Origin of the sequence: Agrobacterium sp. RAC06, from assembly GCF_001713475.1 — a bacterium.
Lineage (GTDB): Bacteria > Pseudomonadota > Alphaproteobacteria > Rhizobiales > Rhizobiaceae > Allorhizobium.
The window spans coordinates 1,885,838-1,911,560 of record NZ_CP016499.1 but is presented as its reverse complement, the minus strand read 5'-3'; the positions used below and the strand labels follow the sequence as shown (position 1 = coordinate 1,911,560).

Below are 25,723 nucleotides of genomic sequence, written 5' to 3'. Positions count from 1 at the left end.
GCCATTTTCTAGTCACTGGGCGAAAGGCTTCTTCCTACTCAAACATCCTCGTTCCGAACGTGTCGCAGAAGGTACATCCCATAGAGAAAGTTTGGCAGGACGAGCAGTACAGGCAGCAGGAAGGCCCATCTGTCGACTTCGCCGCTCGACGCGGCACCGCTTGCCTCGCTGCTGGCAGAGATCGCGAATGTGCCGAAGTCCCACAGCGCATGATAGATGATCGCCGGCCAGATCGAGCCGGTGCGAACGAGAATGGCGATGAAGGCGAAGCCGCTCAGGGTCGCGGTAAAGGCCTGCAGCAAGGCGTTCAGGAATTCGCCCGTCGTCAATGCGTTGAGGATGTGGACGGAGCCGAACAGGATCGATGTCCAGATCATCGCGGGCCAGATCTTCACCCGGGTCCGCAGAGCCTCAAACAGCACACCACGGAACATTGTCTCCTCTGACAGGCCGACGAATGCGGTGCTGAGAAAAATCAGAAGCATCAAGCTCAACGGTGGCAAGCCGAGGAGGCCTGCCATGCTGAGGAACGCAATGACGTAAAGTGCCGGGAACCACATGATCCGAAGCGAGCTCATCGGGTCGGGCGCCCCGAATTTCATATCGCGCCAACCCGCCGTGATGATGACGAGGACGAGGAAGAGAAAGGCTGCGATAACGTTCCACAGTGGTCCCTTGGAAAGGCCTTCAATCAAGGACTGCTTTTGCCCGCCGCTCAGCCAGATCCCGCCGCCAATGGTGATCGCGGCCCAGAGCACGTAGACGATGAGGCTGAGAGGGAGACGGGCCTTCCCGTGTGCAAAATTCATTTGAACCTACCTTTGTTCACTTGCCTTTGCCGTGGCGATACTCGGCAGTATTGCGCCTCTTCCCGGCATCTCGTCAGGTCCGTTTCCACATCGGCGGCACCATGTTTTTGCGCTTCACGGCCATGAGTAGGACCAAAAGGCCCGTCGCAGTACAGATGACGAGCGCGACAAGGCTCGCTTCCATCCCGAATTTTCCGCCGGTCAAAAGCTGCGGCCCTTCGATCACGGCCTTGAACAGGCCTGGCTGTTCGAAGGCGCCTGACACCGAGCCGGAGAAGATGCCGCCCTGGGTGAAGTTCCACGCGATGTGGGCACCGATGCTCAACCAAAGCCTTCGCGTGACCAGATAAAGAGCGGCAAGCAGCAGGCCCGCCTCGATGGTGATGGCGAGCGCGCCGATGATGTTGCCGTCCGGGTTACCAAGATGCACCAGGCCGAAGATCAGCGCCGAGGCAACCAGCGCAATCCAGCTTCCCGCAAGCGCTTCGACATTGCGAAAGATCGTGCCCCGGTGCAGCAGTTCCTCGAAGACACCCGAACTCAATGCCATCGCCACGGACGGAAGCATGAGCGAAGCGGGATTGATGCCGTCGATGCTGTAGACCCCGAGAAGGACCAGGATCACGACACACAGTGTGTATAGGCCGGCGCCAGCGAACAGGCCGAGGCCCAGTTCGCGGCCCATCGCCGGCAGGGCCAGTTCGTCCACGGGGCGCCTTTCCACGAAACGGACGAAGCCCACATAGACGGCAATGGCCAGCGCCGCCATGAGGGCCGCGCTGGCAATCGCCAGCAGAGGCCGATCGGCAAATTGGACGCTCCAGAACCCATTGCTGATGCCCATCAAGAGGAATAGCAGTGGGGCGAGCACAAGGATGCGTGTCAGCGGAAACTGCAGGATGCGCAGCCAGAGTGGCGGCGCACCCTTTGTTGCATCCCCTAAATCCCTCGTCTGTTCCTGACGGGCCAAAGTGCCTGACCTCACTTCGCTGCCTTTGCCCAGTCGGGGATGTGCCACTCGATGCTGATGCTTTCCGCGCAATCGTTCGACAGCTTGCGCCCGGGTTGGTTGATGAAGGCCACGCCCATGTCGGCCACGCAGGACTGGTAGATTAGGGCGCCATGGCCGGCCTCGGGGATCATGAAGACCTGAGCATTGCTCAGCTCCTCGGTCGCGATCTCGGCCCAGCTCGCCGGCGTCTGGCTGTCATAGAGGCTGCCGATCGACAGGGTCGGAATGTCGCTCTTGACCGGGACCTGCCAGTTGTCGCGCTGAACCTGCTTGAAGGGAATGCAGGAACCGAAGACGAAGCGGGCCGCTTCGTCGGCGTCATCCCCGATATAGGGGTATTTCTGGGCAGCGGTGAAGGCTTGGTAGCCCTCGAAACTGTTGAACGGCAGGTCCTCCTGGCAGGCGTAGTTGAAGAGATAGAGGTCGCCGAAGAAACCTTCCTCTGATCTTGCGACATCCCGCTGGATGATGGCGAAGTAGCCGGCGAGTTCGGCCTCGCTCATGCTGTCAATCAGAGCGGTCAACCGGGCCGTGGCTTCGCCCGTGGTATGGGTTTTGACGAAGGTGCCGAGGGCTTCCTTTGATGGAGTGATGACCTGCAGTGCGGCGTAATCGGCCACCATGCTGGCACCTTTTGTCGCATCGGTTCCGCGCGCGGCAATCAGCGCTTTCTCGAGCTCGGTGTCGAACAAGATGGCGACGGGGCCATAGTTCTTTTCCGCATCGATCTCGTCGCGCAGTTCTTCGATGACGTTCTGGTTGGAACGGGCGATCCTGGCAGAAATCATGGCATTGTCGGCCAATGTGCCGATCAGGGCGCGTTGCGCCTTGGGCAGTGTCGCGGAAGCCTTGGCAACGTCGTCATCGCCCGGCATCGGCATGATGAAGTCGCGACCGACCAGCAGGTCGACGGTCGGCATCTCCTTACCGCGATGCAATTCGTAGATGAAGGCAGGCAGATAGGGCGTCATCGACAGGTTGCCGTATTTTGCATTGCGCTCCTCGAAAGGGCGGAAGATCGTCTTCGGCTCCACTGGCTTGCCCTGGTGGATGACCTTGCCGGCCTTGGCCGCATGCAGGGTCTCGATGATGATCTTGTCGAGCTCCGGGAAGGTCGCATTGCAGGTCTCATCCGCCTTGCACTGTTCGACCACGTGTTCGATTGGCTCGCTGACCTTGAGCGCGAAGGTGTCGTAGAGCTTTACCCAGGAAGGCGCCACACCGTCTATGATGACCGAGCGGATGCCCTCGGGTGCGACCCGCATGGCTTCCAGAGCCAGCTTCGTGCCGTAGGAAATGCCATACATGTTGTAGCTCTCGTAGCCGAGAGCCTTGATGATTGTCGGGATGTCCCTGGCGTTTTCCGTTGTGTTGTACTTGGAGATGTCGATGCCGGCGGCCTCGATCTCCCGCAGGCAATCGGCAATCGTATTGTTGTTGACGTTCGATCCGTCAATGGCGGTGGTCGTATACTGCTTCTTGGCGATGCTGGCGGCATTGGCTGCCAGAGCGTTGAAGCACTTCACCGAATGACCAGACAGGCCTGCCGAGCGCTGGTCCCAGAACACCACGTCGCGGGTCTTCCGGAAGGGTTCGAAGGTCTGGGCCAGAAGCGGGATCTGCACCATTGCGCTCGCGCCTGGCCCACCCTGCAGATAGACGACCGGATCGGGTTCCGGATAGAGCGAATGCGATTTTAGGATCGCGAAGTCGAGGCTGATTTTCTTTCCGTCCGTCTTGGCATGATCCTCCGGAACCTGGACCCTGCCGCAAAATACTGTCTTACCTTCGATCTCGTCCACCGGGAGCGGGCGGGGGCAGACGATCTGGGTGATCTGCGTGCTTCCAGCCGTACCCGCTTTCAACGTGGCGAACCCGTCCTCGGCGTTGCCGGTGAGGAAGGAGATCAAGGCCAGTATGCCGGTATAGTCCATCGTAAAACCCCTGTTTTACTGCATCTTCGGTCATGAAACGGGTCGCGGCACCTGTGTCCGCGACCTGCCAGCAGGCGTTAGAGGCGGCCGCCCCTCAGGTCGATCAACTCACCGCTGTCACGCATCTTGCAGGTCATGTACTGCCGTCCGACTGCGGCCTCGATCATCCATTCATGCTTGCCCGGCGAGCGCGCCTTGGTGAAGTGGACCTGATGGGTGCCGACCGCGAAGTTGCGGGCCACAATCTGGGCGCAACCCTGATAGGCCATGGGTGGCGCCTTGGCAGCGGACGCCTGCTGGCGATGCGCCATCGAATTCTCGCGCTCCCGATCACCGGCCTGATAGCCTGCGGCATAACCGCTTGTCCGGTTTCCTTCCCAATAGGGGTAACCGTGAACGCCGTCGCGATAGCCGCGCTCGAATTCAGCCGTCTCCTCGCCGCCGCCCGGCTCATAGCCCTCCTCATAATGATGCTTGTTGTGGGCGAGAGCGGCGATGCCGAGGATGGCGATGGCTGCAGCGGCCGCGGCCGCCTTGTCCTTGTCGCTCATGCCGGCCTCAACCGGCTGGAGACCCATCTGAAAAGCCAGTGTCGTGGCAGCCAGCAATGCGACGATGCGTTTCATAGTCCCTCTCCTTTGGACTTTTCTGGTTCATGATCCTGATGTCTGCCGGTCGGCGATCTGCTCACCAAGCTTTCACCCGCCGTTCCGGCGGCACCCATTCCTTGTCGCCCTCCTTGATGTCGAAGGCCTCGTAAAACCCGTCGACATGCTTGAGGGCCGCGGTTGCGCGGTAGAAGCCCGGCGGATGCGCATTGCTCATGTAGACGCTGCGGATGGCCTCGTCCGTCACCTTCATCGCCCAGAACTGGGCCCAGGAGATGAAGCAGCGTTGCTCGGGCGTCAGGCCATCGATCGAGACATTTTCTTCCGGATGCTCCGCCAGGTAATCCTTCAGTGCGTCGAAGGCGAAGTTGATGCCGCCGACATCGGCCATGTTTTCGCCGACGCTCAGCGCACCGTTCAGCTTGAGGCCCGGCAACACCTCGTAGGCACCGGCCTGTTCGATGAGTTTGGCGGCCTCTTTGTCGAAGGCGCTCGCGTCCTCCGGCTTCCACCAGTTGTTGAGATTGCCATCGGCATCATAGAGCCGGCCCCGGCTGTCGAAGCCATGGGTCATCTCGTGCCCGAGCACAGCACCTATGCGGCAGAAATAGGTGGGCGCATCTTTCGTCGCCTCGAAAGCCGCCGGCTGCAGGATCGCGGCTGGCACCTCAAAGCCGTTGATCTGCATGTCGTAGCCGGCATTGATGATCACGGGCAATGTCGAGGTGGAATCCGCGAAGGCCTCGTGTTCCACCGGCTTGCCGAGTTTCGCATAGGAGCGCGCGGTATCGAAAGCATTGATCCGCATGATGTTGCCGATCAGATCGTCCGCGCGGATGTCGACAGTCGAATAGTCGATCCAGTTTTCCGGATAGCCGATCTTGTAAGAAAGTTTTTCAAGCTTTGTGAGGGCCGCTTTCTTGGTGTCGTCGTTGAGCCAGGTCAGGCGATTCATGCGGTTCTCGAAGGTTTGATGAACACGCTCCACCATGTCTGTCGCCTTGACCTTCGTCTCCTCGGAGAAGTGGCGCTCGACATAGAGACGCGAAACGGGATGACCGATGTTGGCCTGCAGGCTCTGTTGGACGAGCTCCTCGCGCGGCGGGAGCCGGTCAATGCCAAAGACGATCCGGTTCCATTCGCGGGCACTGCCATCGAAGCGTGTCCCAAGGAACGGCTTGAAGTGGTTGATGACCCTGACCTTGAGGTAGTCCTTGATGTCGGAGAGTGGCCTGTCCGCCAGCACCCGCGAAAGTGCCGCAAGGTAGCGGGGTTGCGTCTGGACAATCGTTTCCGGCACCGCGACGTTGACGGCTGCAAGGATTTTCGTGAGATCGAGTGCCGGGATCTCGGCCTGAACAGCGTCGAAGGGTTTGGGCTGGTAGCTGTTGTCCGGGTTCATCGATTCGACCGGCGTCAGCATCGCTCCATGCAGCTCGCGCTCCAGATCGGCCACCATGTCGACGACGGTCGCCGCACGGGCAGTTTCGTATCCGGCCTGTTCCAGCACGGTCTTCAGGTTGCCCCTCAGAGCAATATCGAGTGCCGAACCCGCCGGAGCCTCGTAGAGGTTTTCCTGATTGAAGATCAGGGAACCCTTGACGATGAAGAGCACCATCTTCGTCGTGTCAGCCTGATCTGCCGAGGGAACGATGCCGACCAGGGGAACCTCTCCAGCAACGGAAACATAGTGCCCGAGATAGGTCGCGAGATCGTTGAGGCTCGCGATGGCGTCGATCCTGGCCAGTTCAGGCTCGATGGGCGCTATGCCCTTCGCGTCGAGGGCGGCAACATCCATGTAGGAGTTGTAAAAAGCGCCGACCTGCTGCAGCGGACTTCCCTTTGTCGCGGTTGCGGATTTCTCCCCGGCCTCCGCGATCAGGTTCTTCATCTGCGCCGTCAGTCTCAGCCCCATGAAGTCGAAGGTCCCGATGCTGACGCGGTCGGCGGGACGTTCGACACGGTCAAGCCAGCCGCCCACCGCATAGCGGTAGAAATCGGTGCCCGGATCGACCGACATGTCCATGTTGGTCACAGAGAACGATAGCTGGTCCGGGCCGATCTCTGGCACCGGAACCATGTCGGCAGCCTGCGCGGACATGGCCGCAGACAGGCACAGCAGGACGAGAGGCGTCAGGCGTTGCATGAGGGTCCTCGTTTTTGGTCAATGATGAAAAGGTGTCGTGGCCAAGTCCTCCGCTCATGGCGCGGAGATCCGGTGCCGGAGCGAGCCGGCACCGTTAGGAAGCGGGCCTCACAGAGCGCCCTCGTTCGTCATGGACATCACGTTGGCGACCACTCCGCTATTGGAGACGATGCAGTTCCACGGTGCGCGCGTCGGTCCAACGCCAACGGTGACCTGAGAGTTGGCTTCCGAGAAGATCATTTCGATGATCTCGACATCGCCATTATTCGTGGTGTTGGATACTGCTGCCAGACAGGCGCTACGGGCCGCTGGCGGCACGCTCTCGTCCATCAACCTCGGAGTGGCGGCAGCCGTTGGCGGCAGTTGCGATGTTCCGTCCGAGGTGCAGCCCGCAAGCAGCCCCAAAGCGATGCAGATCGTTCCTAAAGTCGTGATGAACCTGATCATGCGTCTCCCCTCCTGTTTTACTTCATCAGGGCCTGATCGGGCTCAGTTGCTCGCCTCGACCAGGAACCGTCCAGCCGCCCAGCCGGCATTGCTGCCATCAGGCCGGGAAACCCGGCACCATCGTGTTTGTCCGGTCATGCGGCAGCCGCCATTGCGCAGGATCTCGCCATTGACCACGCGCGTCACGATCGGGCTCTGGGCACTCGGGCGGGTACGGATGTTAAGGGCATCGCCACGCGAAATGTCGGCCACCTGGAAGAAGTCCGGGCCGCCGGACAGGCCGTCGGCGAAATCGGGTGCGGGCGGCGCAATCGGCCTGCCGCCAGTGACCTCGATCCGCAGCGTGAAGCGCGCCTGCTCATTGCGGCGCGCGGCATTGCGCATCAGGTAGACCTGCACGACATAGTCGCCGCTACCGGGAACGATGATGTCGGCAAAATCGCCCGAGATTGAGCCGTTGAACAGGGCCTCGCCACCGCCGGGGCCGAGAATGTTGAAGTAGTTGCTGCTGTTCGAGCTATCCATGGTGACGGCGAGCCTCTGGCCTCCACGGACATTGATGCGGTAATTGGCGCCTTCGTAGCCCCGGACCGTCCCGCGGATGGTCGTCGAGCTCTGGCCCCGGCCGAATTCGACCCGGGCGCTGCGTTCCTGCGCGAGTGCCGCTTGCTGCCCGAAATCTGCAATGACGACAAGCGCCATCGCGACCACTACACCCACGAACGCACGCCACATACGCATCCGACATCTCCCGTTGGGAAGGCTTCAAGAGATCGAATTGCAACCTCTCGATGTCCCGAGACTGACATGCCTAAAGCCTGCGAACCAGTGAATTATATTCGTCCAATGTGAGAGGGTTTCATGGTTGCACCAGTTTCAAACGGTTGTCCGTCGCGCGGCGCTCCGATCTGCCGAGCTCCTGCTTGAACCACCGCAGCAAGGCGTCGAGAGCAGGTTCAGTTCTGCGGCTTTCCTTGATGCACAGGTGATAATCCTCGTGGGTGGGAAGCAGTGCTTCGTCCAGAAGCACCATTCTTCCCGTTTCTATGTCGGGCTGTGCGAGAAAGTCTGGTACGAGCGCCGCACCGAGGTTCTGGCGAACCATGTCGAGCGCGATTACATAGTGGGATGCGAACAGCCAGCGGCAGGTGAGGGGAAGGAGATCCGCCCGGCCGCTGTGTCGCGCATAGGTCTGCCAGTCCGAGCCGATCTTTCCAGGCTGCAGTTCGGTGGTAATGTAATCGAAGCTCTTGTTTCGCGCTGCAACTGTTGACGACACGACTGCAACCAGATTCTCCGGCCAGAGCAGTTGCGCGTGATAGCCGCGATCCTTGGGGAGCGTCGTCACGAACGCATCACCCGTTGCATCCGTGAGTTCCGGATCCTGCGCATACATGATGATCTGCAGATCGATATCCGGATGGGCCGCATAGAAGGAATGCAGCCGCGGTACCAGCCAGGCCTGGGCGAAACTGCTGCAAATCGCGAGCCGCACCCGATCGCGTGTGCCGCCGATCGCTACGGCCAAGGATCGGTCGATCTCGGCAAAGGCCGGCTGCAGCCGTCGCGCAAGGTCCCGGCCAGCGTCTGTCAATGCGATGCCGCGACCACTTTTCTGGATCAGTCGTTCTCCGACGATCTCTCCGAGCAGCCGCAACTGATGGCTGACGGCACTTTGCGTGACGCCCAGTTCGTCCGCCGCCGCCGCCACGGACAGATGGCGGGATACCGTTTCAAACGTGTGCAAGGCCCTGAGATTATGCCTGAAATCCATCGCGTAATCCTTGATGCGGCAATGCGCTCGATATCGGGCGCCCTGCACCCCGGCACAAGCGAGAGTGGGTGCGCCTGAAACTAACGTTTCATGAGGATTATTTAAAGTTCAAGAGAGAAACTCATTGGACACCCGCGGTCGGCCCTGAAATGGTCTCTCACGTCGAAATTGTGAACGAGAGATCGACCATGACGAAGACAGACGATGACAGGCGTCTTTTTGTGAAGGGCATTTCGGCGGTCGCGCTTCTAGGCAGTCCGGTCGCACTCTTGGCCGGGGAGGTGATGAAGGAGGTCGCGGCCTTGAAGCCCGGCGAATTCACCTGGCATCCCGAACGACAGCGGACCGGGCCGGTGGCGATCGTCGTCTCGCTGCCGGAGCAGCGCGTGCATGTCTATCGCAACGGTATCCGCATAGCGGTCGCCACCTGTTCCACCGGAAAGCCGGGGCATGAGACGCCGACCGGCGTTTTCGTCGTGCTGCAGAAGGACAAGCACCACAAGTCCAGCACCTATGACGACGCGCCAATGCCAAACATGAGCCGGCTGACGTGGTCTGGCATCGCGCTTCATGCCGGCAATCTGCCGGGATATCCGGCCTCACATGGCTGCGTGCGCCTGCCTATGGCCTTTTCCGAACGTCTCTTCGACATCACCCATCTCGGCACACCCGTCATCATTTCGGGCGCTGCCGCAGATCCGCAGGAACTCACCCATCCGGGCATGGTGCTCGGTGCCTACGCCGCCCGGGAATTCGGCGATGCCGTGGCGGCGCTGCACGGCAAACAGCGGCCGAACGACTGGACGGACCTGAAGAAGCAGCCCGTGGTTTCGGTCATCATGTCGACCTTCGATGGGCGGGCCTTGCTGGTCGAAAACTCTGAAATCCGCGCCGAGGGAAGAATCACCGTGAGCGGCAGGGACAAGTTTGGGAGCCATGTGTTCCTGCTCGACGACCTCGATGACGCCGTCCTGGGCATGCGCTGGATTGCGTTTGCCAATCCGAACGAGGACGAGGCTGTTGTCAGCACGACCGCAAACCTTCTCTCCCGGATATCCGCCGACCCGCCTTTCGTGTCGGCCATGCAAAGGGTTCTGCACCCCGGCGCAGTCCTCATTCTGACGGACGCTCCGCTTGCTCCAGACAGCCGGACGGGCACGGATTTCGTGATCATGAGTTGATTGGGTCGCTTCAAGAAGGCGGGTCGTCTTGACGGCTGTTCGCCAAACATATCCTGCTTAAGCTCGCGATCGGTTTGGCGACCTATTCGGCAGTGAAGACCTCCGGCGAATCATATCTCAAGCAGCGAGCCTGGGCCTTTGCCCGCGCTTGTCCTCCATGGCCCCAAGCAAGTGGGGCGCCAAGTGTCTGCTTTTCGGAAGAAGTGGCTGGAACTGGATGTCCGGAAACGGCCCCATAAGGTACATCGCTTGGCGGTCCCCAGCCGATTTTGCGAGACCCGTCTAAGCACTTCAGATAACCTAAGACCAGCAGCCGGGATTGCTCAAGTTGTTGAGAAGGCGTCGCTTTTTTCTGTGAGAAACAGTCGCTGATTTTGAGCGGAAAAGCGACCTAAAATGGCCCGCCTGGAGAGCCTGGATTCTCACATGATTTCAAAGGCTTATAAAAAATGCCTTTGAATTCCCTATATTTTTGCGCCGCGAGCGACCGTGGATGCCATCTTTGTCCCCTGGCTTTGGGCTGACGTCAACATGGCGGAGAGCGGCAATAATTTCCGCTCGGGGGCGTAAAGCTGGAGACGAGGTGAGCATTTTCGCGTGGCAGCTTTGCGCCTTCATGTCGGCCATTCAAGCCGAAACGCCGAATAGTGGAAAGCTGCTGGTCTGTTTGCGTAACTCCGATGTCCGTGATGGGGGGCCTGCCTGTCCGTTAATGGTTCCACTGCTTGAAAAGCGGACATAGGCAGATGGGCGAAAGAGGGCTGCCGGCGGACAGGCAGAAAATCGCCCTATCAGCCATGATCCTTGGCCGAGCTTAACGGTGGTACCGGGACGCTTTACCTGGTGGTTCAATGGCTCGGTAACCGAATGTCGTGCTTGCAAATGTCTCAAGGGCGGAAGGCCCGTGGTGGGTCGCCAAACGGTCAGGCGGCGTTCGCCGCACCGGTGCTTACTCGTTGGTGAAGTTCGCATCGAAGATGGACTTGACCCAGTCATATTGCGTGCTGATCCGGCCGAAACCGCCGGTCGAACCATAAACCGCATCGTCGCCCCAGGCGTTGACCCCGACAATAGCCCAACCCTCGTCGGTCTCGATCCAGAGCGAGCCGCCGCTGTCACCCGAGCCCAGCACGCCTTCATATTCATCAACCGGCAGGGAATTGCCGTCCTCGAAGACATTGGTGGAACCGTCCTCGCTGTCGAAGTCGACCAGCAACTGATTGCCGCCTTTGCCGTCGGGGGCGGGGTCCTCGACCACGTCGATGATGTTGCGCGCCGCAGCGGCATCTTCGCTACTGTAATATTTGTCATCCTGGCCGACCGAGCCGATGCCCCTCGAGCCAAAGCCGACCATGGTGGCGCGTTGTCCCAGTTCATCGTCCCCGCCATAAAGGAGCGGCGGCCTATCGCAATCCTCTACCGGTCCGTTCAATTTCACGATGGCCAAGTCATAGCCCGGCGTTTCGTCGCTATTGGCGTCGTAATTGGGATGGATATGCACGGCCTTGCCGGTAAATTCGGCACCAGCGCGGGTGTAGTAGGTCCAGGTGTCAGGGTCGTCGCCGTCGCCGAAGTTATGCGCAGCAGTCAGTACATAAGCATTGCCGTTCTGGTCATTGCCGATCCAGGTGCCGGAGGCGCCAATCTGCTCGCCGTCGAAAAAGCTCATAATGGCGCAAAATTGCGGCTCCATGGCCAGCGCCTTGGCGGCGCCGAATCCGTCGCCTTCCGCACCATCCGCCCCGCCCTGATCGGCCCAGGTGCTGTCGAGAATGATCACCGCATGGGCTGGACCAGCCGCAGCCAAACTCAGCAGCGCCGTGCCCAGCAGCGCCGATACGATCCTCGATTTCATACCTCTCCCCTTGGATGTCTCACTCGGCATTTGTGCAATGTTGCGCTCTGGTTGGTATTCAGAATGCAGGGTGTCGTGGTGATGCCAGCTTCGCGCGAGACAAAGCCGTGCGCCTCGAACAGCGGTACGTTGGGTGAAGGGGGACGGCTGTTGGAGGCGATGGTCTTGCCCCTTGGCCCACAGCCAATAGTCGCAATACACCGTGGGCAATACCATCGATTAGTCTCTGTTGTTTCGGCCCAAACGCCGAGGGTTTCCCCCCGTTTCATCCTATTACCAGCGCAATTAATTGAACGACAGCTTTCGATTTAGCGAATTGCAAAAGCGAATGACGGCAATGGTGGATGCTTTCGTACGCCTGACGGCACCCGAAACCCTCCACCATCTCGGTCGTAGAAACTTCGCGGCAGGCACCTGAAATCAGACGCGGCTCGCGCAAGTGGCTCGTAGCCTTTCCGCCACTTGCAGACAGTGAGATCTCTGCAAAACAGTTCGTCGTTATGAACCGCATGGCCGGCGCTGCCGCGGGCTATGCAATCATGACCCTATCGATCTGGGCGGATTTCGATGAATGCATGGGACCTATCGCGCTGCGGGTTCTATTTCGTCCCGCACTCTTGGCTTCGTAAAGAAGCTTGTCCGCTCGTTCATACAAGGTCGTCAAGGCATCGTCGTTAGAGATAGGCGTGATGCCCATGCTCGTTGTCACTGGCCCTGCGAGACCCGGAACCGCATTGGCGACGGTGGCTGGGATTGCTTGGCGGCTAAACTCGGCCTGTGCATCCACGTCCTGACCTCGAATGAGAAGGATGACCGTCTGCTCGGGCGTGGATTTTCGTCGTGAAGCCGCCAATTTGTCAACAGGGCCTAGCAACCGCAACGTTGCGGCTCGATGATCTTGTGCCTGGAACGTCTGTTGGCTAATGCGTCAGGCAAAGCTCTGCGGCATGCCAGTATCTCCGCTACGACACCAGTACAGTAGGACGCAGCAACGATGGTGGCTTCGGTTTTAAGTCGATCAATTTTAATCACCGGGGCGAGGGCACCGGTGGCATTGCACCTCGCGCGGCTCTTCCACGGCGCAGGTTGGCGCGTGCTGCTTGCCGACACGCCAGCCAAACCGATTTCAGCCGCCAGCCGTGCCTGCGATGGCTATTTTCGTTTGCCGCCGCCGCGTTTTGAACCGAAACGCTATGCCGATGTGGTCGAAGACCTGGTGAAACGGGAAAATGTCTCATTGGTCGTGCCGACCTGCGAGGAGATCTTTTATCTGGCTGCACTCTGGCGCGAACGGGGGATGACGGCACGGCTGTTCGCGCCAGACGCAGATGTCCTTACACGGGCGCACAACAAGTTTGATTTCATCGAAATCTGCAAAAGCCTCAAACTGGCAGCGCCGCATACGGTGCTCCTGCAGAACAGAGCCGACCTTGCCGCTATCCGCTCGATGGCGTCTCAGATGGTTTTCAAACCCGCCTGGTCGCGCTTTGCGAGCCGGGTGCTGCTTCAGCCGAAACCTGAAGAGGTAGACGCTCTTGCGCCAACGCCTCAGGCACCCTGGCTCGCCCAGGAATTCATCGCGGGACAGGAGATCAGTGCCTACGCCATCGCGCAGAATGGCCGTCTGCAGGCGCTTTCGCTCTACAGCTCAATCTACCGTGCCGGCAAGGGCGCGGGCATTTATTTCAAGCCTGTTGAGAACGAGGCGGCCAATGCTTTCGTGACGGATTTTGCCGCCGGCACCGGTTGGACGGGCCAGCTTTCCTTCGACCTGATCCTCAAGACCGACGGTGCCGTACTGCCGCTTGAATGCAATCCGCGCGCTACAAGCGGGCTGCATTTCTTCTGCGATCCAAAGCCATTCGCACAGGCGATCTGGACAGGCGAAGGCAGCCTGAAACCGGATATATCCAGCCCGCAGACAGTCCGCCTTGCCTTGTGGATCTACGGGCTACCAGCCGCTCTGCGCCGTGGCGATCTCCGCAGCTTTATGCATGACCTCAAAAGCGCGGAGGAGCTTCTCGACTGGCCGCAAGACCCTGAACCAAAACGCGCGCAATGGCGTGCGCTTGGCGAAATCGCGGCGCTCGCCCTTCGCCACCGCATTTCCCTTCAACGCGCCTCCACCCGCGATATCGAATGGGACGGGCCGGATCAGAGTTCGAAAGAGAAACTCTCCGGCTGATTGGCAGCAGGCGGCGCTGCACCGTCCATGATCGCCTCGATGCTTCGACGCAGGAAATCAAGCGGTCCGATGATCGCCGATGCCTGCGGCCAGTAAGCCGCATTCCGGCTTGCCGATGCCAGTACCCGCCGGTCCTGTTCCAGGGCAATGCGGAACATGGGCCGGAAAGCCAGAGACTTCAGGTGATCAAGCAGACCGCCCTGCGGCCCGATCAGGCAACCGATCCCATCCACCTGGCTCTCCGCCGCCTGACGGAGATGGAATGTCGTCGCAAGTACCAGGCCCTTCGGCCCCCAGTATTCCAGTTCGGCAATACCGGGATAGCGGAAACGCCCAATCGTCCTCACCCGCTCCCCCTCCAGCAAACGGCTGATCAGGCCGTTTTGCCGTTCTTCGCCGGTATAACACGCCTCGACCCAGCCGGGACCGCCGGTGACATCGACACGCACGCGCTGCCGCTCGCTGCTCAATCCGCGCAGAAGGCCCTTGTGGATGAAATGGGTGTGTGTTGCATCGAGAATGTTCTCGGCGGCATCGACCAGCGTCGAGCGCGTGCTGCTGCTCACAAGCTTGACGATGATCTTCTGCCCCTCGGCGCAGTGCAGATAGGGCTCGTCCTTGGGCGCGCCGCTTGCCACGAACACCACACCCTCCTTCACGAATGTCGTCAATCGTGGCACGCGATAGCCGGGCACGGCACCCGTATGACCGGGAATGGCCGTACAGAAACCTGCCGCGTTGAATCGCCAGCCGTGATACGGACACTCGATCTCACCGTCTTTGACTTTGCCCTTCGAGAGTTCCACATGCCGGTGGGGGCAGCGATCATGCAAAGCGGCAATCGTCTCGCCGCTGCGAAACAGCACCACAGGCAGTCCTGCCAGCAATATCCGCCGCGGTCTCTTGCCAATCTCAGAGGCAATGGCAACGGCCTGCCAGGTGTCGGGAGACATGCTCACAGGTCAAAACCCTCCAGAAGCGGAATGCCTATACGCCGCAGCAACGCCTCCATGACCCGCACCGCCAGGCGCTGGCGTGCCGGAAGATGCGCGACATAGACGGCATTGTATTCGATGACGGGTACTGCTCCGCGCAGGCTTTTGAAACGGCCCGCCCCGGCACTCATGTTGAAAAACAGCCCACGCTCGGCCGCGATCATCTGGCCTGTCGCCATGACCAGCCGATAAAGTCCATCCTTCAATGGAAGGCTCGTATCATAGCCGACGATCGGTTGCGTCAGCGTGCGACCATTGGCGAAAAAGCCGGACACCGCCGCAAGCCTGCCCGCGCCGTCCCGGAAGCCTACGAGGTCAAACAGGCCGCGCCTGTGCATCTCCCTGATGTAAAGCGCGGTATATTGCGGATTGAGCGGGGTATATTTTTCCAGATACAGCAGCGCGTAAAGCTCGGCTGCACGCTCGTAATCCGCTTCGGTAAAGCTTTCTCCGGCAGCAAACCGGTAGGCTGTCCGACTGATGAGCTTGCGGTCATACCCTTGGTTCTGCGTCTTGCGTCCGTCATTGCCGGAAAACAGATAGATCCGCCGCGCCGCGATCATGCGAAATCCCGCCGCCCTCAGATGACGGATCGAAGACCCGTCAGCCATTTCGTTCAATGAGCGGATGATAATCGCCCGATTGGGATATCGCTCGCACAACTCTGCCACCAGCCCGGAGGCCCCCGAGGCGCTGATGGCCGGCACCGGATTGGTGGACAGCAGCCAGTTGTTGACCTGCACCTGCTGATCGAGCCCACTGGCCCTCAAAAGCGGGCCGCAGGCACGGATCAGGCCAGATGCAGCCCAACGCAAGAGGGGAGCGCTGGCAAAATTGCGTGTCTCGTCGAGGGCATAGTCGATATAGGCGCTGCTTGGGCAACAGATATAGCAGGTCGGAGCATCGCGTTGCTCGTTGAGGGTAATCGGAAAATGACGCCCTTCCACGTCGATCGCATCAACCTTTGTCGAGAGGTTGCCAATGAGGTCCGGGACGGGATAGGCGTTGAAAAGCGCCACGAAACGACGAACCGCCTGCGGCTCATTGGACACCGCGCTACCCGCTCCAGAAAGTGTCATCATCGTGCATCCTCAGGCGGAAGCCGATTTTCCACCCGTCGAAGCTTCCGGTGAGGCTCAAATTCCATCGCCTGCTGTCGAAGGATAAGTGTCGGGGACAGCCCGCGCCGCGAAAACACATCGGCGAGTGCATCCCGGGCCGCCTTTGCACCATGGGCGGCAAGTTTCGGCTCCAGCACAAGCGCGATTTGCTCGGCCCCCTCCCGCAGGATGCGAAAATCGGTGATCGAGCGATCGGCCTCAAGCACGGCATTGCGCATCACATCAGGCGTCACCAGAAGTCGCACGCCATCCCCACGGTCAAAAACAAAGGCGTCATCCAGCCGACCGACGACCTCGTCGACAACCTGGAGCGGCGATCCACAGGCGCAGGGGCTATCGGACAGGCGCAGAAGATCGTTCATGCGGTACCGCGCCATGATCTGGAAGCAGCGCCGGAAGCAGGTGACGCGGGGAGAAACCAGCCCGCCCTCCACGGCCTCGAATTCGAAGAAATTGGCGTCTTCGGCAAGATGCAGGGCCCCATGCGAGCAGGAGACAGCGAAAAGCCCTTCCGTCGCCATGTAGATCTGCCCCAGCCTCGTGCCAAAGCGGGTCTCGATGATCGTGCGGTCGAAGGGATCCAGCGTTTCGCCACCGGCAAAGATGCGTCTCGGCTGCAGCCGTTCGGCGTGCTCGGCAAGATGGCGCAAAACCCGAGGCGGCGCGACGATGGTGGTGGGTGCAAACCGCTCCAGATCGTCAAGCCAGGCTTCGATACCCCGGTTGAGATCGAAAGACATCAGTCGCAGCAAGCGGGAGCGATTGGCACCGTCATAAAGCGCGGAGTTCTGCGGCAGGATGACGGCAACCCTTTCGGGATCAAGAAGGAACCGCGGCACGGCTTTTGAGAGAATGGTGCCCAGCCAGCGGTCCTTGTCGCAAGCATCAACAGCATAAAGCGCGCGATTGCCACTCGTGCCGGTGCTTGCGCCAAGACTGACCTTCCCGATCTGGCCGGTGGTCTCAAAAGCGCGCCATCCGTCCTCGGCGCTGATCCGCCCTCGATTGAAGGCGGCAAAATCTGCCATGACCACGGCCTTGTCGACGATGGGCAGCGTCTCCAGCCGACGTGTTGCACCCTCGTAGAAATCAACAGCGGGCAGGTTGTGGTCGAGCCAGCGCTGAAGCGCCAAGGACTGCCAGCGCTTGAACGCGGCACGCGGGCGCCCGGCCCGCGAGGCCCAGAGCGTTTGCGCAAAGGCGGATGCAATGCGAAGGGGGGAGGTCACGGCATGCCCTTACTCAGATCGTGCGGGCTGACCGCAGGGTCGTGACACAAAAGCACCTCACCGCTCGCCTCCTGAAAGGCAAGGACGCGACGGGTGCTCTCGGCAAGGGCCAAGGGATCGTCAGCCACGAGGCTTGCGGGAAAGCCCGGACGCCGCTCCGGCACCAATGCATCCCCGCACCATTGTGCATCGACTGCATAGAGAAGTGGCCGTGGCATGGCGCTAAAGCACAGACCGAAATGGCCGGCGGCATGCCCCGGAAGATCGATGGCAAGCACGCTGCCGTCACCGAAAAGGTCGCGGCCTTTCCCGAGACCAAGCGGCGCCTCGATCAGGGCAAATCCGTCGACATCGACCGTTCGCGAAAGAAGGCCGGCAGGCAGAAGCTCGGTGAATATGCCGTGGCGCAGATTGGCCCGAACGGGCGCCCGCAGGACGCGTCCCAGCATCTCTTGCTTTGCGATGATCCGCGCATTGGCAAACGCATCGAGACCCGCGACATGATCGGCATGGAAATGGGTGACGATGACGATAGAGACATCATCGGGCGTAAATCCGAGCCTTTGCAAAACCGCTGCGGGCTGCCCGCTCGTCACCAGATCCGGACCGAGGATTGCGTTATAGAGGCGCAAGCCGAGGCTGCGCTTGCCCTGCGTCACCCGCGGCCCATAGCCCGTATCGATCAGCACAAGCCCCGCTGTCGGATGCTCGAAAAGACCATAGCGCACCCTCAGAGGCACGGGCCGCCAGCCCCCGCCGCGAAGATAAAAGCGTTCCGGCGCGCTGACAAAGGCGCTGTTGGCAAACACCGGTCTCATGGCCCGCGCCCCTGGGCAATCGTCATTGCAAGCCCCTCTTCGAATGAGATCCGAGGTCGCCAGCCAAGCATCCGGCGGGCCTTGGAGATATCGAGGCTCTGGCGAAACGCAAACAGACCGAGCGTATAGGGCGTAACCAGGGGCTCGGTTGAGGCCGAACGGGCAAGGCTCACCAGTTCCACCAGGCGAGCAGCCGCCAGCGCCGGATAAAACGGCACGCGTCTCCAGCGCAGCTCGATTGCAAGCCTTGAACAAACACGCTCGACGATGTGACGCACCGGCACCATTTCGCCACTCGAAATGTTGAAGGTCTGCCCCTCGATATCACTGATCGTCAAAGCCGCCTCGATGGCCTGCACAACATCATCAACATGGGTAAGATCGATGGCGGCCGCGCCGGACCGCAACAGCGGCAGGGGACCATGGCGGGCAGCAGCCGTGATCCGAGGCAGCAGCGTCTGGTCGCCAAGGCCATAGATGCCACGCGGCCGCAGGTTCACCGGGCCGACACTCCCTCGGGCAAGAACCATTGCTTCGGCCTCGGCCTTGGTTCGGGCATAGGCGTTGATCGGAGGCGGCAGCAGCGCCGTTTCGGCGACGTCGGTCTTGTCCTTGAGTTCGAAATAAACCGTCGGCGAGGATATGTTGACGAAGCGACGGACCTTGAGCGCATGAGCCAGATCAAGCACATGGCCCGTGCCCTCGACATTGGCCAGGCGAAAGGCTGCAGGCTTTCCCCAGGATGCCGAGAGTGCCGCACAATGCACCACAGCATCCACGGTGCCGATCTCATCGACAAGGTGAAGCACGGGTCGGGACATATCCGCGCAAACGGTCGCGAAACCCAGATCCTGGAGATGACGGCAACGGGCCTCATCACGACCGAGCCCGACCGTCTCAAATCCGCGGGCCGCCAGATACCGGATCAGCCGACCGCCCAGAAAACCCGTGGCGCCTGTGACGAGAACACGCATGGGATTCAAACCTCTATCGCCATGCCGCCAAAGGACACACCGGCCGATGTGCCGAGCATGAGAAGCTTGCTTCCCTTGCTGATCCGCCCGTCAGCCCAGGCGATATCGAGCGCCGTCGGAATAGAGGCTGCTATCTGATTGCCAAATCGCGTCGTAATATTGACCACCCGATTAGCCGCCATCCCGGTCTGCCTGATCATGTGCTCCAGCGCCAAAGGGCTGGCCTGATGCGGCACCACCAGATCAACATCATCGGCCGTCCATCCGGCAGCGGTGAGAAGCTCGTCGACGAAGCGGGGGAAATGACGATGCGTGACGCGAAACAGCGCTTTGCCATCCATACGGAAGGAGGCATGGGCGGCGAATTCATCCGGCTGCCGGTGAAAATCGAAGCGCGTACCGCCCGCACCGATTCCGCAAGCGTCATAGGCTGAAGGATAGCTGCGCATGAGACTGGCACGGATTGAACTGTCACCCTCGGAAGCGGCCGCCAGCACGATTGCAGCCGCCCCATCGCCGAACAATGCCGCAACATCCGGCTGATCGTGCCAAGGCAGCGCCCTCGAGGCAATATCTGCAGAAAAGACAATGGCGACCTGTGCCCGTCCCATCGCGATACGGTCGGCGGCCAGATCAACAGCGGCCAGGAAGCTGAGACAGCTCGCATTGACATCGAAGGCGGCAGCACGGCCAGCGGCAATGCCGAGCCGGTCCATCACCAGCGGGGCGGTTGTCGGCAGGGGCTGATAGGGAACACCACAAGCGCCGATGACAAGATCAATGTCCTCAGGGCCCATGCCCGCCTTTTGCATCGCAAGGTTTGCAGCGGCGACAGCCATTTCAATCTGATCGTCCTCTGCCTGACACACATGTCGGCTGAACACGCCGGATAGTCGCTCAAGAGAACCTTCTTCTAAGCCCAGTTCCCGATCGAGGTCCGTCGACAAAAGGACCCGGCACGGAACAAAATGTCCCGTCCCGGCTATACGCAACCGACGAATATCGCCGCTCATTCGACCAAGATCCATATTGGAAGCTTTACTTGGTCACATCCGGTTTCGCAAACAAGGCCGGAACTGCATAGGCTTCGGCGAAAGCAGAGTTTGGCTGTCCCGGCTTGATTACAGGAACTGTTGTCAAAATTGGTTCCAAAATCAAGGGAAACGTAATTCAAGACTGCTTTTTTGGCAGGCAAATTGGGCTCGCGGCGGGACATGATCATCGAGCGGATGTGCAATCGTCTCAAGCAGTTGCGTCGCATGCGACCCGATTTGACAAAACCCGAGAATCCTTCTCCGCATTTCTTGCTCGGGCCGCCGCAAAGATTTGGCTGCCTTACTTAGTCAACAGGACCTGGTAATTATCGATCCGTTGGGTGAATGCAGCAGCCCAGCACCCAGTCCGCTCTCGGCCCCTTTGCAGTTATCGTTCTTGGGTCCCCAGCCTTTTTCGCGAGACCCGTGGCAGCACGACGGATGGACTGAAGAACAGCAGCCGTGACTGCTCAAGTTGTTGAGAAGGCGTCGCTTTTTTCTTTGAGAAATAGTCGCTGATTTTCAGCGGAAAACCGACCTAAACTGGCTTGCCTGGGGAACGTGGATTCTCACATGATTTCAAAGACTTAAAAAATTCGCCTTTGATTTTCCTCTGTTTTACTGCCGCAAGCGACCATGGACACCATCTTTGTGCCTTGGCGGACTGCCATGACGAAGACACCCTGTATCAGGCCCGAAGGTCACCCCGGGCCGATTTCGGCTTGGGCATCACCTTTGGGCATCAGTTTTGGGCATCAGGTCGCCGATGACGCCAAAACGGGATCCGGCACGACGGAAAAACATGAGAATCAAGGCTTTTTGGGAGAAATGGCTGGGGAACCTGGATTCGAACCAAGATTAACGGAGTCAGAGTCCGTCGTTCTACCGTTGAACTATTCCCCACCAGGGTATCGCCGCGGCGATCGGTGAGCGGGCTTATAGCCAAAACATCCGGCATTGCAAAGACTGAATTTCAAAAAAAATGACAGCTTTCGCAAAAGAGCGTGACGCGAGGTCGGCGGCCGCCCGTTGAGCGCCATGGCCGGCCGCTCGCAGCCGTGCCCCATGCTCCCGGCGGCCCTTTTGAAAAACCGTTTGGTGCTCCGGGCAGGCGCTGGTATGCTTTGCCCAACGAAACGAATGATGACACCAGCGGCATGCGTCGATCTTGGCGCCTTGCGCGGTGCAGTGGAAAACTTCAGTGACAGACCCCAATCGCGGCGGACAGCCGAACAGCGAGGGGGCGTCGACAGGCAAGCGCAAGGGCGGGTCTCCCCGTCGGCGCGGCAAGGGCAAGAAGACGGGGCCGGTTAAAAACGGTCACGAGGCTTCTGCCTCGGCAGGATCGGCGGGCACGCCGGTCGCCGAGCGACGTTCCGAATCAGTCTTTGCGGATGGTCCCATCCGCAAGCGAAAGCGCCGTCGTCGCGGCAAGGGCGGCGGTCCCGGCGCGGCGGCTGCGACCAGTGCCAATCCCAACGGCAAGATCCATGACCAAGACGCGACGGGCAGCACAGAGACTGTGGCGTCCGCGAACCTGCGGGACAGCGGCCGCGGCGGGCAGGGCATGCAGCCTCAGTCGCGTGCGGCGCGGATCGGAGAGCAGGGCGGGTCGGATCCGGCAAGCCCGCGCCCCGGTCGCAAGCGCAAGCGCAATCGAAACCGCCATGCGGTAGCCCAGAAGCCGGGCCATGTTCGCCCGCTGGCCGGTTCCGAGCCGCCCTCGGCCGCCGCGGCAAAGCCGGGTCGAGCCCAGGCGCATGCTGCATCCAACGCGCATCCGGTTGCCCATGTGCAGCAAAAGACCGTGCCCGCTGTTGAGCGGGGCCGCCCGGCCCAGGACGGCGGACCGGATGACCTCTATGCGGCACTCGATCTTGGCACCAACAATTGCCGCCTGCTGATTGCCCAGCCGACCCGGCCTGGCCAGTTCCGTGTCGTGGATGCCTTTTCCCGCATCGTGCGTCTCGGCGAAGGCCTTGGCTCCACCGGCCGCCTGTCGCAGGACGCCATGGACCGCGCGGTCGATGCCCTGCGCGTCTGCGCCAGCAAGCTGTCCGGCCGTGACATCAGGCGCATGCGGCTGATCGCAACCGAAGCCTGCCGTGCGGCGGAAAACGGTGAGCTTTTCCTGGAGAGGGTCACCGCCGAGACAGGCTTGCAGCTCGAAATCATCAACCGGGAAACCGAGGCACGGCTTGCCGTCTCCGGCTGCTCTTCGCTCGTCGGCCGGGAAGCGCGCTCCGTGGTGCTCTTCGACATCGGCGGCGGCTCCTCGGAGATTGCGGTCATCCGCATCCACGACAACCGCTCCAGCCGGCTTGCCAACCACATCACCCACTGGACATCGCTGCCCGTGGGCGTGGTGACGCTCTCCGAACGGCATGGCGGTCGCGACGTCACGCCTGATATCTTCGAAGGCATGACCCGCGAGGTCGAGGGCATGCTGGCCAAGTTCGAATGCCCCGATATCCCGCGCAGCATGGATGATTTCCACCTGATCGGCACCTCGGGAACGGTGACGACGCTCGCCGGCGTGCATCTCGACCTGCCGCGCTACGATCGCCGCAAGGTCGACGGCCTCTGGCTCTCCGATGCCGAGGTGACGGCGATGCAGGCAAAGCTCCTCTCCTGGGATTATGCCGGTCGCGCCGCCAATCCCTGCATTGGCCCTGATCGCGCCGACCTCGTTCTGGCCGGCTGCGCGATCCTCGAAGCGATCCGCCGTCGCTGGCCCTCGAGCCGCATGCGCGTCGCCGACCGCGGCCTTCGCGAAGGCCTGCTCACCGACATGATGGCCGATGACGGCGTTTGGCGCCGCGGCCGCAATCGACGTCCTCCAGTATCCAGGGAGCGCTGACCATGGCGAAACCACCCATCGGCGGCAACCGCACGGGCCGCAAGCTCGGCCAGAAGGTCAAGAAGGGCAAGCTCAAGGCCTCGTCCAGACGCTGGCTCGAGCGGCATATCAATGATCCCTATGTCCAGCGGGCCAAGCTCGAGGGCTATCGCGCCCGTGCCGCCTTCAAGCTGCTGGAGATCGACGAGAAGCATCAGGTGCTGAAGGGCGCCAAGCGCATCATCGACTTAGGTGCGGCCCCCGGAAGCTGGTCGCAGATCGCCGCCAAGGTCACCGATTCCACCGACGACGATATCCGCGTCGCCGCGATCGATTTCCTGGAAATGGCGCAGATTCCGGGCGTGAAGATCCTGCAGCTCGACTTCCTTGATCCGGATGCACCCCGCCAGCTGATCGAGGCCGTCGGTGGCACGCCGAACCTGGTCCTGTCGGACATGGCAGCCCCCACCACCGGCCACCAGAAGACCGACCATATTCGCACCATGCATCTGTGCGAAGTGGCGGCACACTTTGCCGTCGAGGTTCTGGCGGAAGGCGGCCATTTTCTCGCCAAGACCTTCCAGGGCGGCACGGAAAAGGATCTGCTCAACATGTTGAAGCAGAATTTTCGCCAGGTCCTGCATATCAAGCCAGCCTCGTCGCGCCAGGAATCGGTCGAGATGTTCCTGCTCGCCAAGGGCTTCAAGGGCCGCAATGGCCCAGGCGTTGTCGAACTCGACGAGGAAGGTTTCGCCCGCGATCCGCGCGAAGATATGCCCGCCACCGAGGATCTGGATCAGGACTGAGGTCAAGGTGGAAGCGCGGTGTCTTAAGCCTGGGCCAAGCGGAGGGGCATCTGTCATGTTTACTTACATCACCGTCGGCATCAACGATCTGACCGGCGCCATCCGCTTCTATGATGCTGTCCTGGCGACGCTCGGCATCGAGCGCCGTGAAACGGACGAGAACGAGGCGGGTTATGCCACCGCCGGCGATAGCCGCTGCCGGTTCTGGATCAATCATCCCTTCGATCGCCGCGCGGCAACGGTGGGCAATGGCTCCATGCCGGCCTTCGAGGCGTCTTCGCGCGCGGCAGTCGATGCGTTCCATGCCGCAGCAATCGCCCATGGCGGCACGGACGACGGCGCCCCCGGCATTCGCCACTTTCACCCCAATTTCTATGCCTGTTACGTCCGGGATCCCGACGGCAACAAGCTTTCGGCGCTTTGCGAGCGACCGGAATAGTCACTTGACGTTGATCGTCTCGTCTTCGCTTGCCCGCCGGTAGCCGGAGACGGCCGAGCCGACATCGCGTGGCAGGCCGAAGAAGGGGACGACCGCAAACAGCGAAAGACCCGCGACAATCGCAAACGCCAGGTGGAAATCACCGAGCGACAGGCCCTCGCCGGACATCCGCGTGCTGGCCTCGAGGATCGAGGCAGCGGCGGCGACGCCGAGCGCCAGGCTCACCTGCTGCAGCACGGAGGTAAGCGAGGTCGCCTGGGAGGCGGCGCGATCCTCGATCTCCGCATAGCCAAGAGTGTTCACTCCTGTGAAGAAGAACGAGCGGCAGAAACCGCCGACAAGCAGGATCGCCATGATCAGAAGAACAGGTGTCGCCGGTGTGAACAGCGCATTGGCAGCCGTCGTCAGCGCGCCGAATATGCCGGCCATGATCAGCACATTGCGAAAGCCCAGAGCGGCAAAGGCACGTCTTGCGATGAACTTGGTGGTGATCGCTCCGACGGCGGCAATGAAGGTGATCATGCCGGATTCGAAGGCGGTCATGCCGAAGCCAAGTTGCAGCATCAGCGGCAGCAGGAAAGGCGTGGCGCCGGCGGCGATCCGGAACAGCGTGCCGCCGACGATCGAGGCGCGGAAGCTCCTGTTGGCAAAGAGGGTGAGGTTCAAAATTGGTGCGGGATGTCGCCGGGCATGCAGCACGTAGAGGATCATCGACAAGATGCCGATCAAGGTTGCGGCAGCACCGACCCAGACGGGCAAAGCCGGCAGGCTCATCACCGAAAGGCCGAAGACCAGTCCGGATGCCGCCACCGCACTCAGGAGAAAGCCCTTCCAGTCGATCCGCGCCGTCTCGACCGGCTCGATCTCGGGAAGGTAGACGCTGGACAGCCAGAGGCCGAGGAGACCGATCGGGAGATTGATCAGGAAGATCCAGTGCCAGCTGAAGAATGTCGTGATGAACCCGCCGACCGGCGGCCCGGTGATCGGGCCAAGCAGGCCGGGAATGGTCAGCAGCGCCATTGCGGAGACCAGTTCGCTCTTCTTCGTGGTGCGCAAGAGAACGAGACGTCCGACCGGCGTCATCATTGCCCCGCCCATACCCTGCAGGAAGCGGGCAGAAACGAAGGTAAGAAGCGAATCGGAGATGGCGCAGAACAGCGAACCGAGCATGAAGACGACAATCGCCGCCCGGAACACCCGCTTGGCGCCGTAACGATCCGCCATCCAGCCGCTCGCGGGAATAAAGATCGCAAGCGCCACCATATAGGAGGTGAGTGCGAGCTTCAGCGTGATCGGCCCCACGCCGAGATCGGCCGCGATCGTCGGAAGGGCCGTGGCGATCACGGTCGAGTCCATCTGTTCCATGAACAGGGCTACGGCGAGAATAAGCGGTGTGATGCGATTCATCGGCATTCCGGAAGATGCCGCGACTGCGGCCGGTCTTAAGCGTCACATAGCGCAGACAAGCCCGGGTTGAAACCGCCGATCGCCAGCGAAACGGACCCCCAAGGAAGCGA

22 protein-coding genes, 1 tRNA gene and 1 pseudogene are annotated in these 25,723 nt (G+C 60.9%); 6 read left to right on the top strand and 18 right to left on the bottom strand.

The annotated features are described in order from the left end of the window. Positions 1-38 precede the first annotated feature (38 nt). The 8 genes from BSY240_RS09340 to BSY240_RS09305 form a co-directional block, all read right to left on the bottom strand. Entirely contained in the window at positions 39-809 is a 771-nt protein-coding gene (locus BSY240_RS09340; protein ID WP_054148739.1) for a CPBP family intramembrane glutamic endopeptidase, read from the bottom strand. A 73-nt stretch (positions 810-882) separates the two neighbouring features. Next, positions 883-1,779 carry a CPBP family intramembrane glutamic endopeptidase gene (locus tag BSY240_RS09335; protein ID WP_069042108.1) on the bottom strand — a complete coding sequence of 299 codons (897 nt, stop codon included), beginning with the start codon at positions 1,777-1,779 and terminating at the stop codon, positions 883-885. A gap of 11 nt (positions 1,780-1,790) precedes the next feature. After that, positions 1,791-3,755, bottom strand: a complete 1,965-nt coding sequence (locus tag BSY240_RS09330) for an alpha/beta hydrolase (protein ID WP_069042107.1) — start codon at positions 3,753-3,755, stop codon at positions 1,791-1,793. A gap of 77 nt (positions 3,756-3,832) precedes the next feature. Beyond that, entirely contained in the window at positions 3,833-4,381 is a 549-nt protein-coding gene (locus tag BSY240_RS09325; protein WP_069042106.1) for a hypothetical protein, read from the bottom strand. 61 nt (positions 4,382-4,442) lie between these two features. Next, positions 4,443-6,509 carry a M13 family metallopeptidase gene (locus BSY240_RS09320; protein WP_069042105.1) on the bottom strand — a complete coding sequence of 689 codons (2,067 nt, stop codon included), beginning with the start codon at positions 6,507-6,509 and terminating at the stop codon, positions 4,443-4,445. Positions 6,510-6,617: 108 nt separating this feature from the next. After that, positions 6,618-6,956, bottom strand: a complete 339-nt coding sequence (locus tag BSY240_RS09315; protein WP_054148742.1) for a hypothetical protein — start codon at positions 6,954-6,956, stop codon at positions 6,618-6,620. Positions 6,957-6,998: 42 nt separating this feature from the next. Then, complete coding sequence (locus BSY240_RS09310) at positions 6,999-7,697, bottom strand: SH3 domain-containing protein (protein ID WP_236759339.1); 699 nt, start codon at positions 7,695-7,697, stop codon at positions 6,999-7,001. A gap of 118 nt (positions 7,698-7,815) precedes the next feature. Then, positions 7,816-8,730, bottom strand: a complete 915-nt coding sequence (locus BSY240_RS09305) for a LysR family transcriptional regulator (RefSeq protein ID WP_069042104.1) — start codon at positions 8,728-8,730, stop codon at positions 7,816-7,818. A 188-nt stretch (positions 8,731-8,918) separates the two neighbouring features. Between BSY240_RS09305 and BSY240_RS09300 the strand changes: the two genes are divergently transcribed. Then, positions 8,919-9,911 carry a L,D-transpeptidase gene (locus tag BSY240_RS09300; protein ID WP_069043917.1) on the top strand — a complete coding sequence of 331 codons (993 nt, stop codon included), beginning with the start codon at positions 8,919-8,921 and terminating at the stop codon, positions 9,909-9,911. A gap of 949 nt (positions 9,912-10,860) precedes the next feature. On the opposite strand, the gene BSY240_RS09295 is transcribed toward BSY240_RS09300, so the two are convergent. Next, positions 10,861-11,982 carry a trypsin-like serine protease gene (locus BSY240_RS09295; RefSeq protein WP_083229602.1) on the bottom strand — a complete coding sequence of 374 codons (1,122 nt, stop codon included), beginning with the start codon at positions 11,980-11,982 and terminating at the stop codon, positions 10,861-10,863. A 313-nt stretch (positions 11,983-12,295) separates the two neighbouring features. Then, positions 12,296-12,463, bottom strand: a complete 168-nt coding sequence (locus tag BSY240_RS24365; protein ID WP_236759362.1) for a hypothetical protein — start codon at positions 12,461-12,463, stop codon at positions 12,296-12,298. Between the two features lie 351 nt (positions 12,464-12,814). Here BSY240_RS24365 and BSY240_RS09290 point away from each other — a divergent pair, with 351 nt between their 5' ends. Then, positions 12,815-13,951, top strand: a complete 1,137-nt coding sequence (locus tag BSY240_RS09290; RefSeq protein ID WP_236759338.1) for an ATP-grasp domain-containing protein — start codon at positions 12,815-12,817, stop codon at positions 13,949-13,951. On the opposite strand, the gene BSY240_RS09285 is transcribed toward BSY240_RS09290, so the two are convergent. From BSY240_RS09285 to BSY240_RS09260, 6 genes are read right to left on the bottom strand one after another with little or no spacing between them, the layout of a single operon-like run. After that, entirely contained in the window at positions 13,921-14,904 is a 984-nt protein-coding gene (locus BSY240_RS09285; RefSeq protein WP_069042101.1) for a Rieske 2Fe-2S domain-containing protein, read from the bottom strand. The two genes, BSY240_RS09290 and BSY240_RS09285, sit on opposite strands and share 31 nt — an antisense overlap. A gap of 2 nt (positions 14,905-14,906) precedes the next feature. Further along, positions 14,907-16,028 carry a GNAT family N-acetyltransferase gene (locus tag BSY240_RS09280; RefSeq protein WP_069042100.1) on the bottom strand — a complete coding sequence of 374 codons (1,122 nt, stop codon included), beginning with the start codon at positions 16,026-16,028 and terminating at the stop codon, positions 14,907-14,909. Then, positions 16,025-17,296: an AMP-binding protein gene (locus BSY240_RS09275; protein ID WP_069042099.1), complete on the bottom strand. Its 1,272-nt coding sequence runs from the start codon at positions 17,294-17,296 to the stop codon at positions 16,025-16,027. Before BSY240_RS09275 ends, BSY240_RS09280 begins: the two co-directional genes overlap by 4 nt. Next, entirely contained in the window at positions 17,293-18,114 is an 822-nt protein-coding gene (locus BSY240_RS09270; RefSeq protein ID WP_069042098.1) for an MBL fold metallo-hydrolase, read from the bottom strand. The genes BSY240_RS09275 and BSY240_RS09270 overlap by 4 nt, the downstream gene beginning before the upstream one ends. Then, on the bottom strand, positions 18,111-19,088 hold the full coding sequence (locus BSY240_RS09265; protein WP_069042097.1) for an NAD-dependent epimerase/dehydratase family protein: 978 nt from the start codon (positions 19,086-19,088) through the stop codon (positions 18,111-18,113). Before BSY240_RS09265 ends, BSY240_RS09270 begins: the two co-directional genes overlap by 4 nt. Before the next feature lie 5 nt (positions 19,089-19,093). Further along, positions 19,094-20,101 carry a 3-oxoacyl-ACP synthase III family protein gene (locus tag BSY240_RS09260; RefSeq protein WP_069042096.1) on the bottom strand — a complete coding sequence of 336 codons (1,008 nt, stop codon included), beginning with the start codon at positions 20,099-20,101 and terminating at the stop codon, positions 19,094-19,096. A gap of 207 nt (positions 20,102-20,308) precedes the next feature. Between BSY240_RS09260 and BSY240_RS24585 the strand changes: the two are divergent. Beyond that, positions 20,309-20,448, top strand: a pseudogene (locus BSY240_RS24585) (IS5 family transposase); the annotation flags it as partial. Between the two features lie 503 nt (positions 20,449-20,951). Here the strand turns inward: BSY240_RS24585 and BSY240_RS09255 are convergent. Continuing rightward, a tRNA-Gln gene (locus BSY240_RS09255) sits at positions 20,952-21,025 on the bottom strand. A 298-nt stretch (positions 21,026-21,323) separates the two neighbouring features. On the opposite strand from BSY240_RS09255, the gene BSY240_RS09250 reads away from it, so the two are divergent. Genes BSY240_RS09250 through BSY240_RS09240 form a run of 3 tightly spaced genes read left to right on the top strand, consistent with a single transcriptional unit; the run spans position 21,324 to position 24,206 of the window. Further along, positions 21,324-22,982, top strand: a complete 1,659-nt coding sequence (locus BSY240_RS09250) for a Ppx/GppA phosphatase family protein (RefSeq protein WP_054148753.1) — start codon at positions 21,324-21,326, stop codon at positions 22,980-22,982. Between the two features lie 2 nt (positions 22,983-22,984). Next, positions 22,985-23,767 carry an RlmE family RNA methyltransferase gene (locus tag BSY240_RS09245; RefSeq protein ID WP_054148754.1) on the top strand — a complete coding sequence of 261 codons (783 nt, stop codon included), beginning with the start codon at positions 22,985-22,987 and terminating at the stop codon, positions 23,765-23,767. A gap of 55 nt (positions 23,768-23,822) precedes the next feature. Further along, positions 23,823-24,206 carry a VOC family protein gene (locus BSY240_RS09240; RefSeq protein WP_069042095.1) on the top strand — a complete coding sequence of 128 codons (384 nt, stop codon included), beginning with the start codon at positions 23,823-23,825 and terminating at the stop codon, positions 24,204-24,206. Here BSY240_RS09240 and BSY240_RS09235 read toward each other — a convergent pair whose 3' ends face one another. After that, the gene (locus BSY240_RS09235) at positions 24,207-25,613 is read right to left on the bottom strand and encodes a DHA2 family efflux MFS transporter permease subunit (protein ID WP_069042094.1); all 1,407 of its coding nucleotides are present in this window, start codon (positions 25,611-25,613) and stop codon (positions 24,207-24,209) included. Positions 25,614-25,723 lie beyond the last annotated feature (110 nt).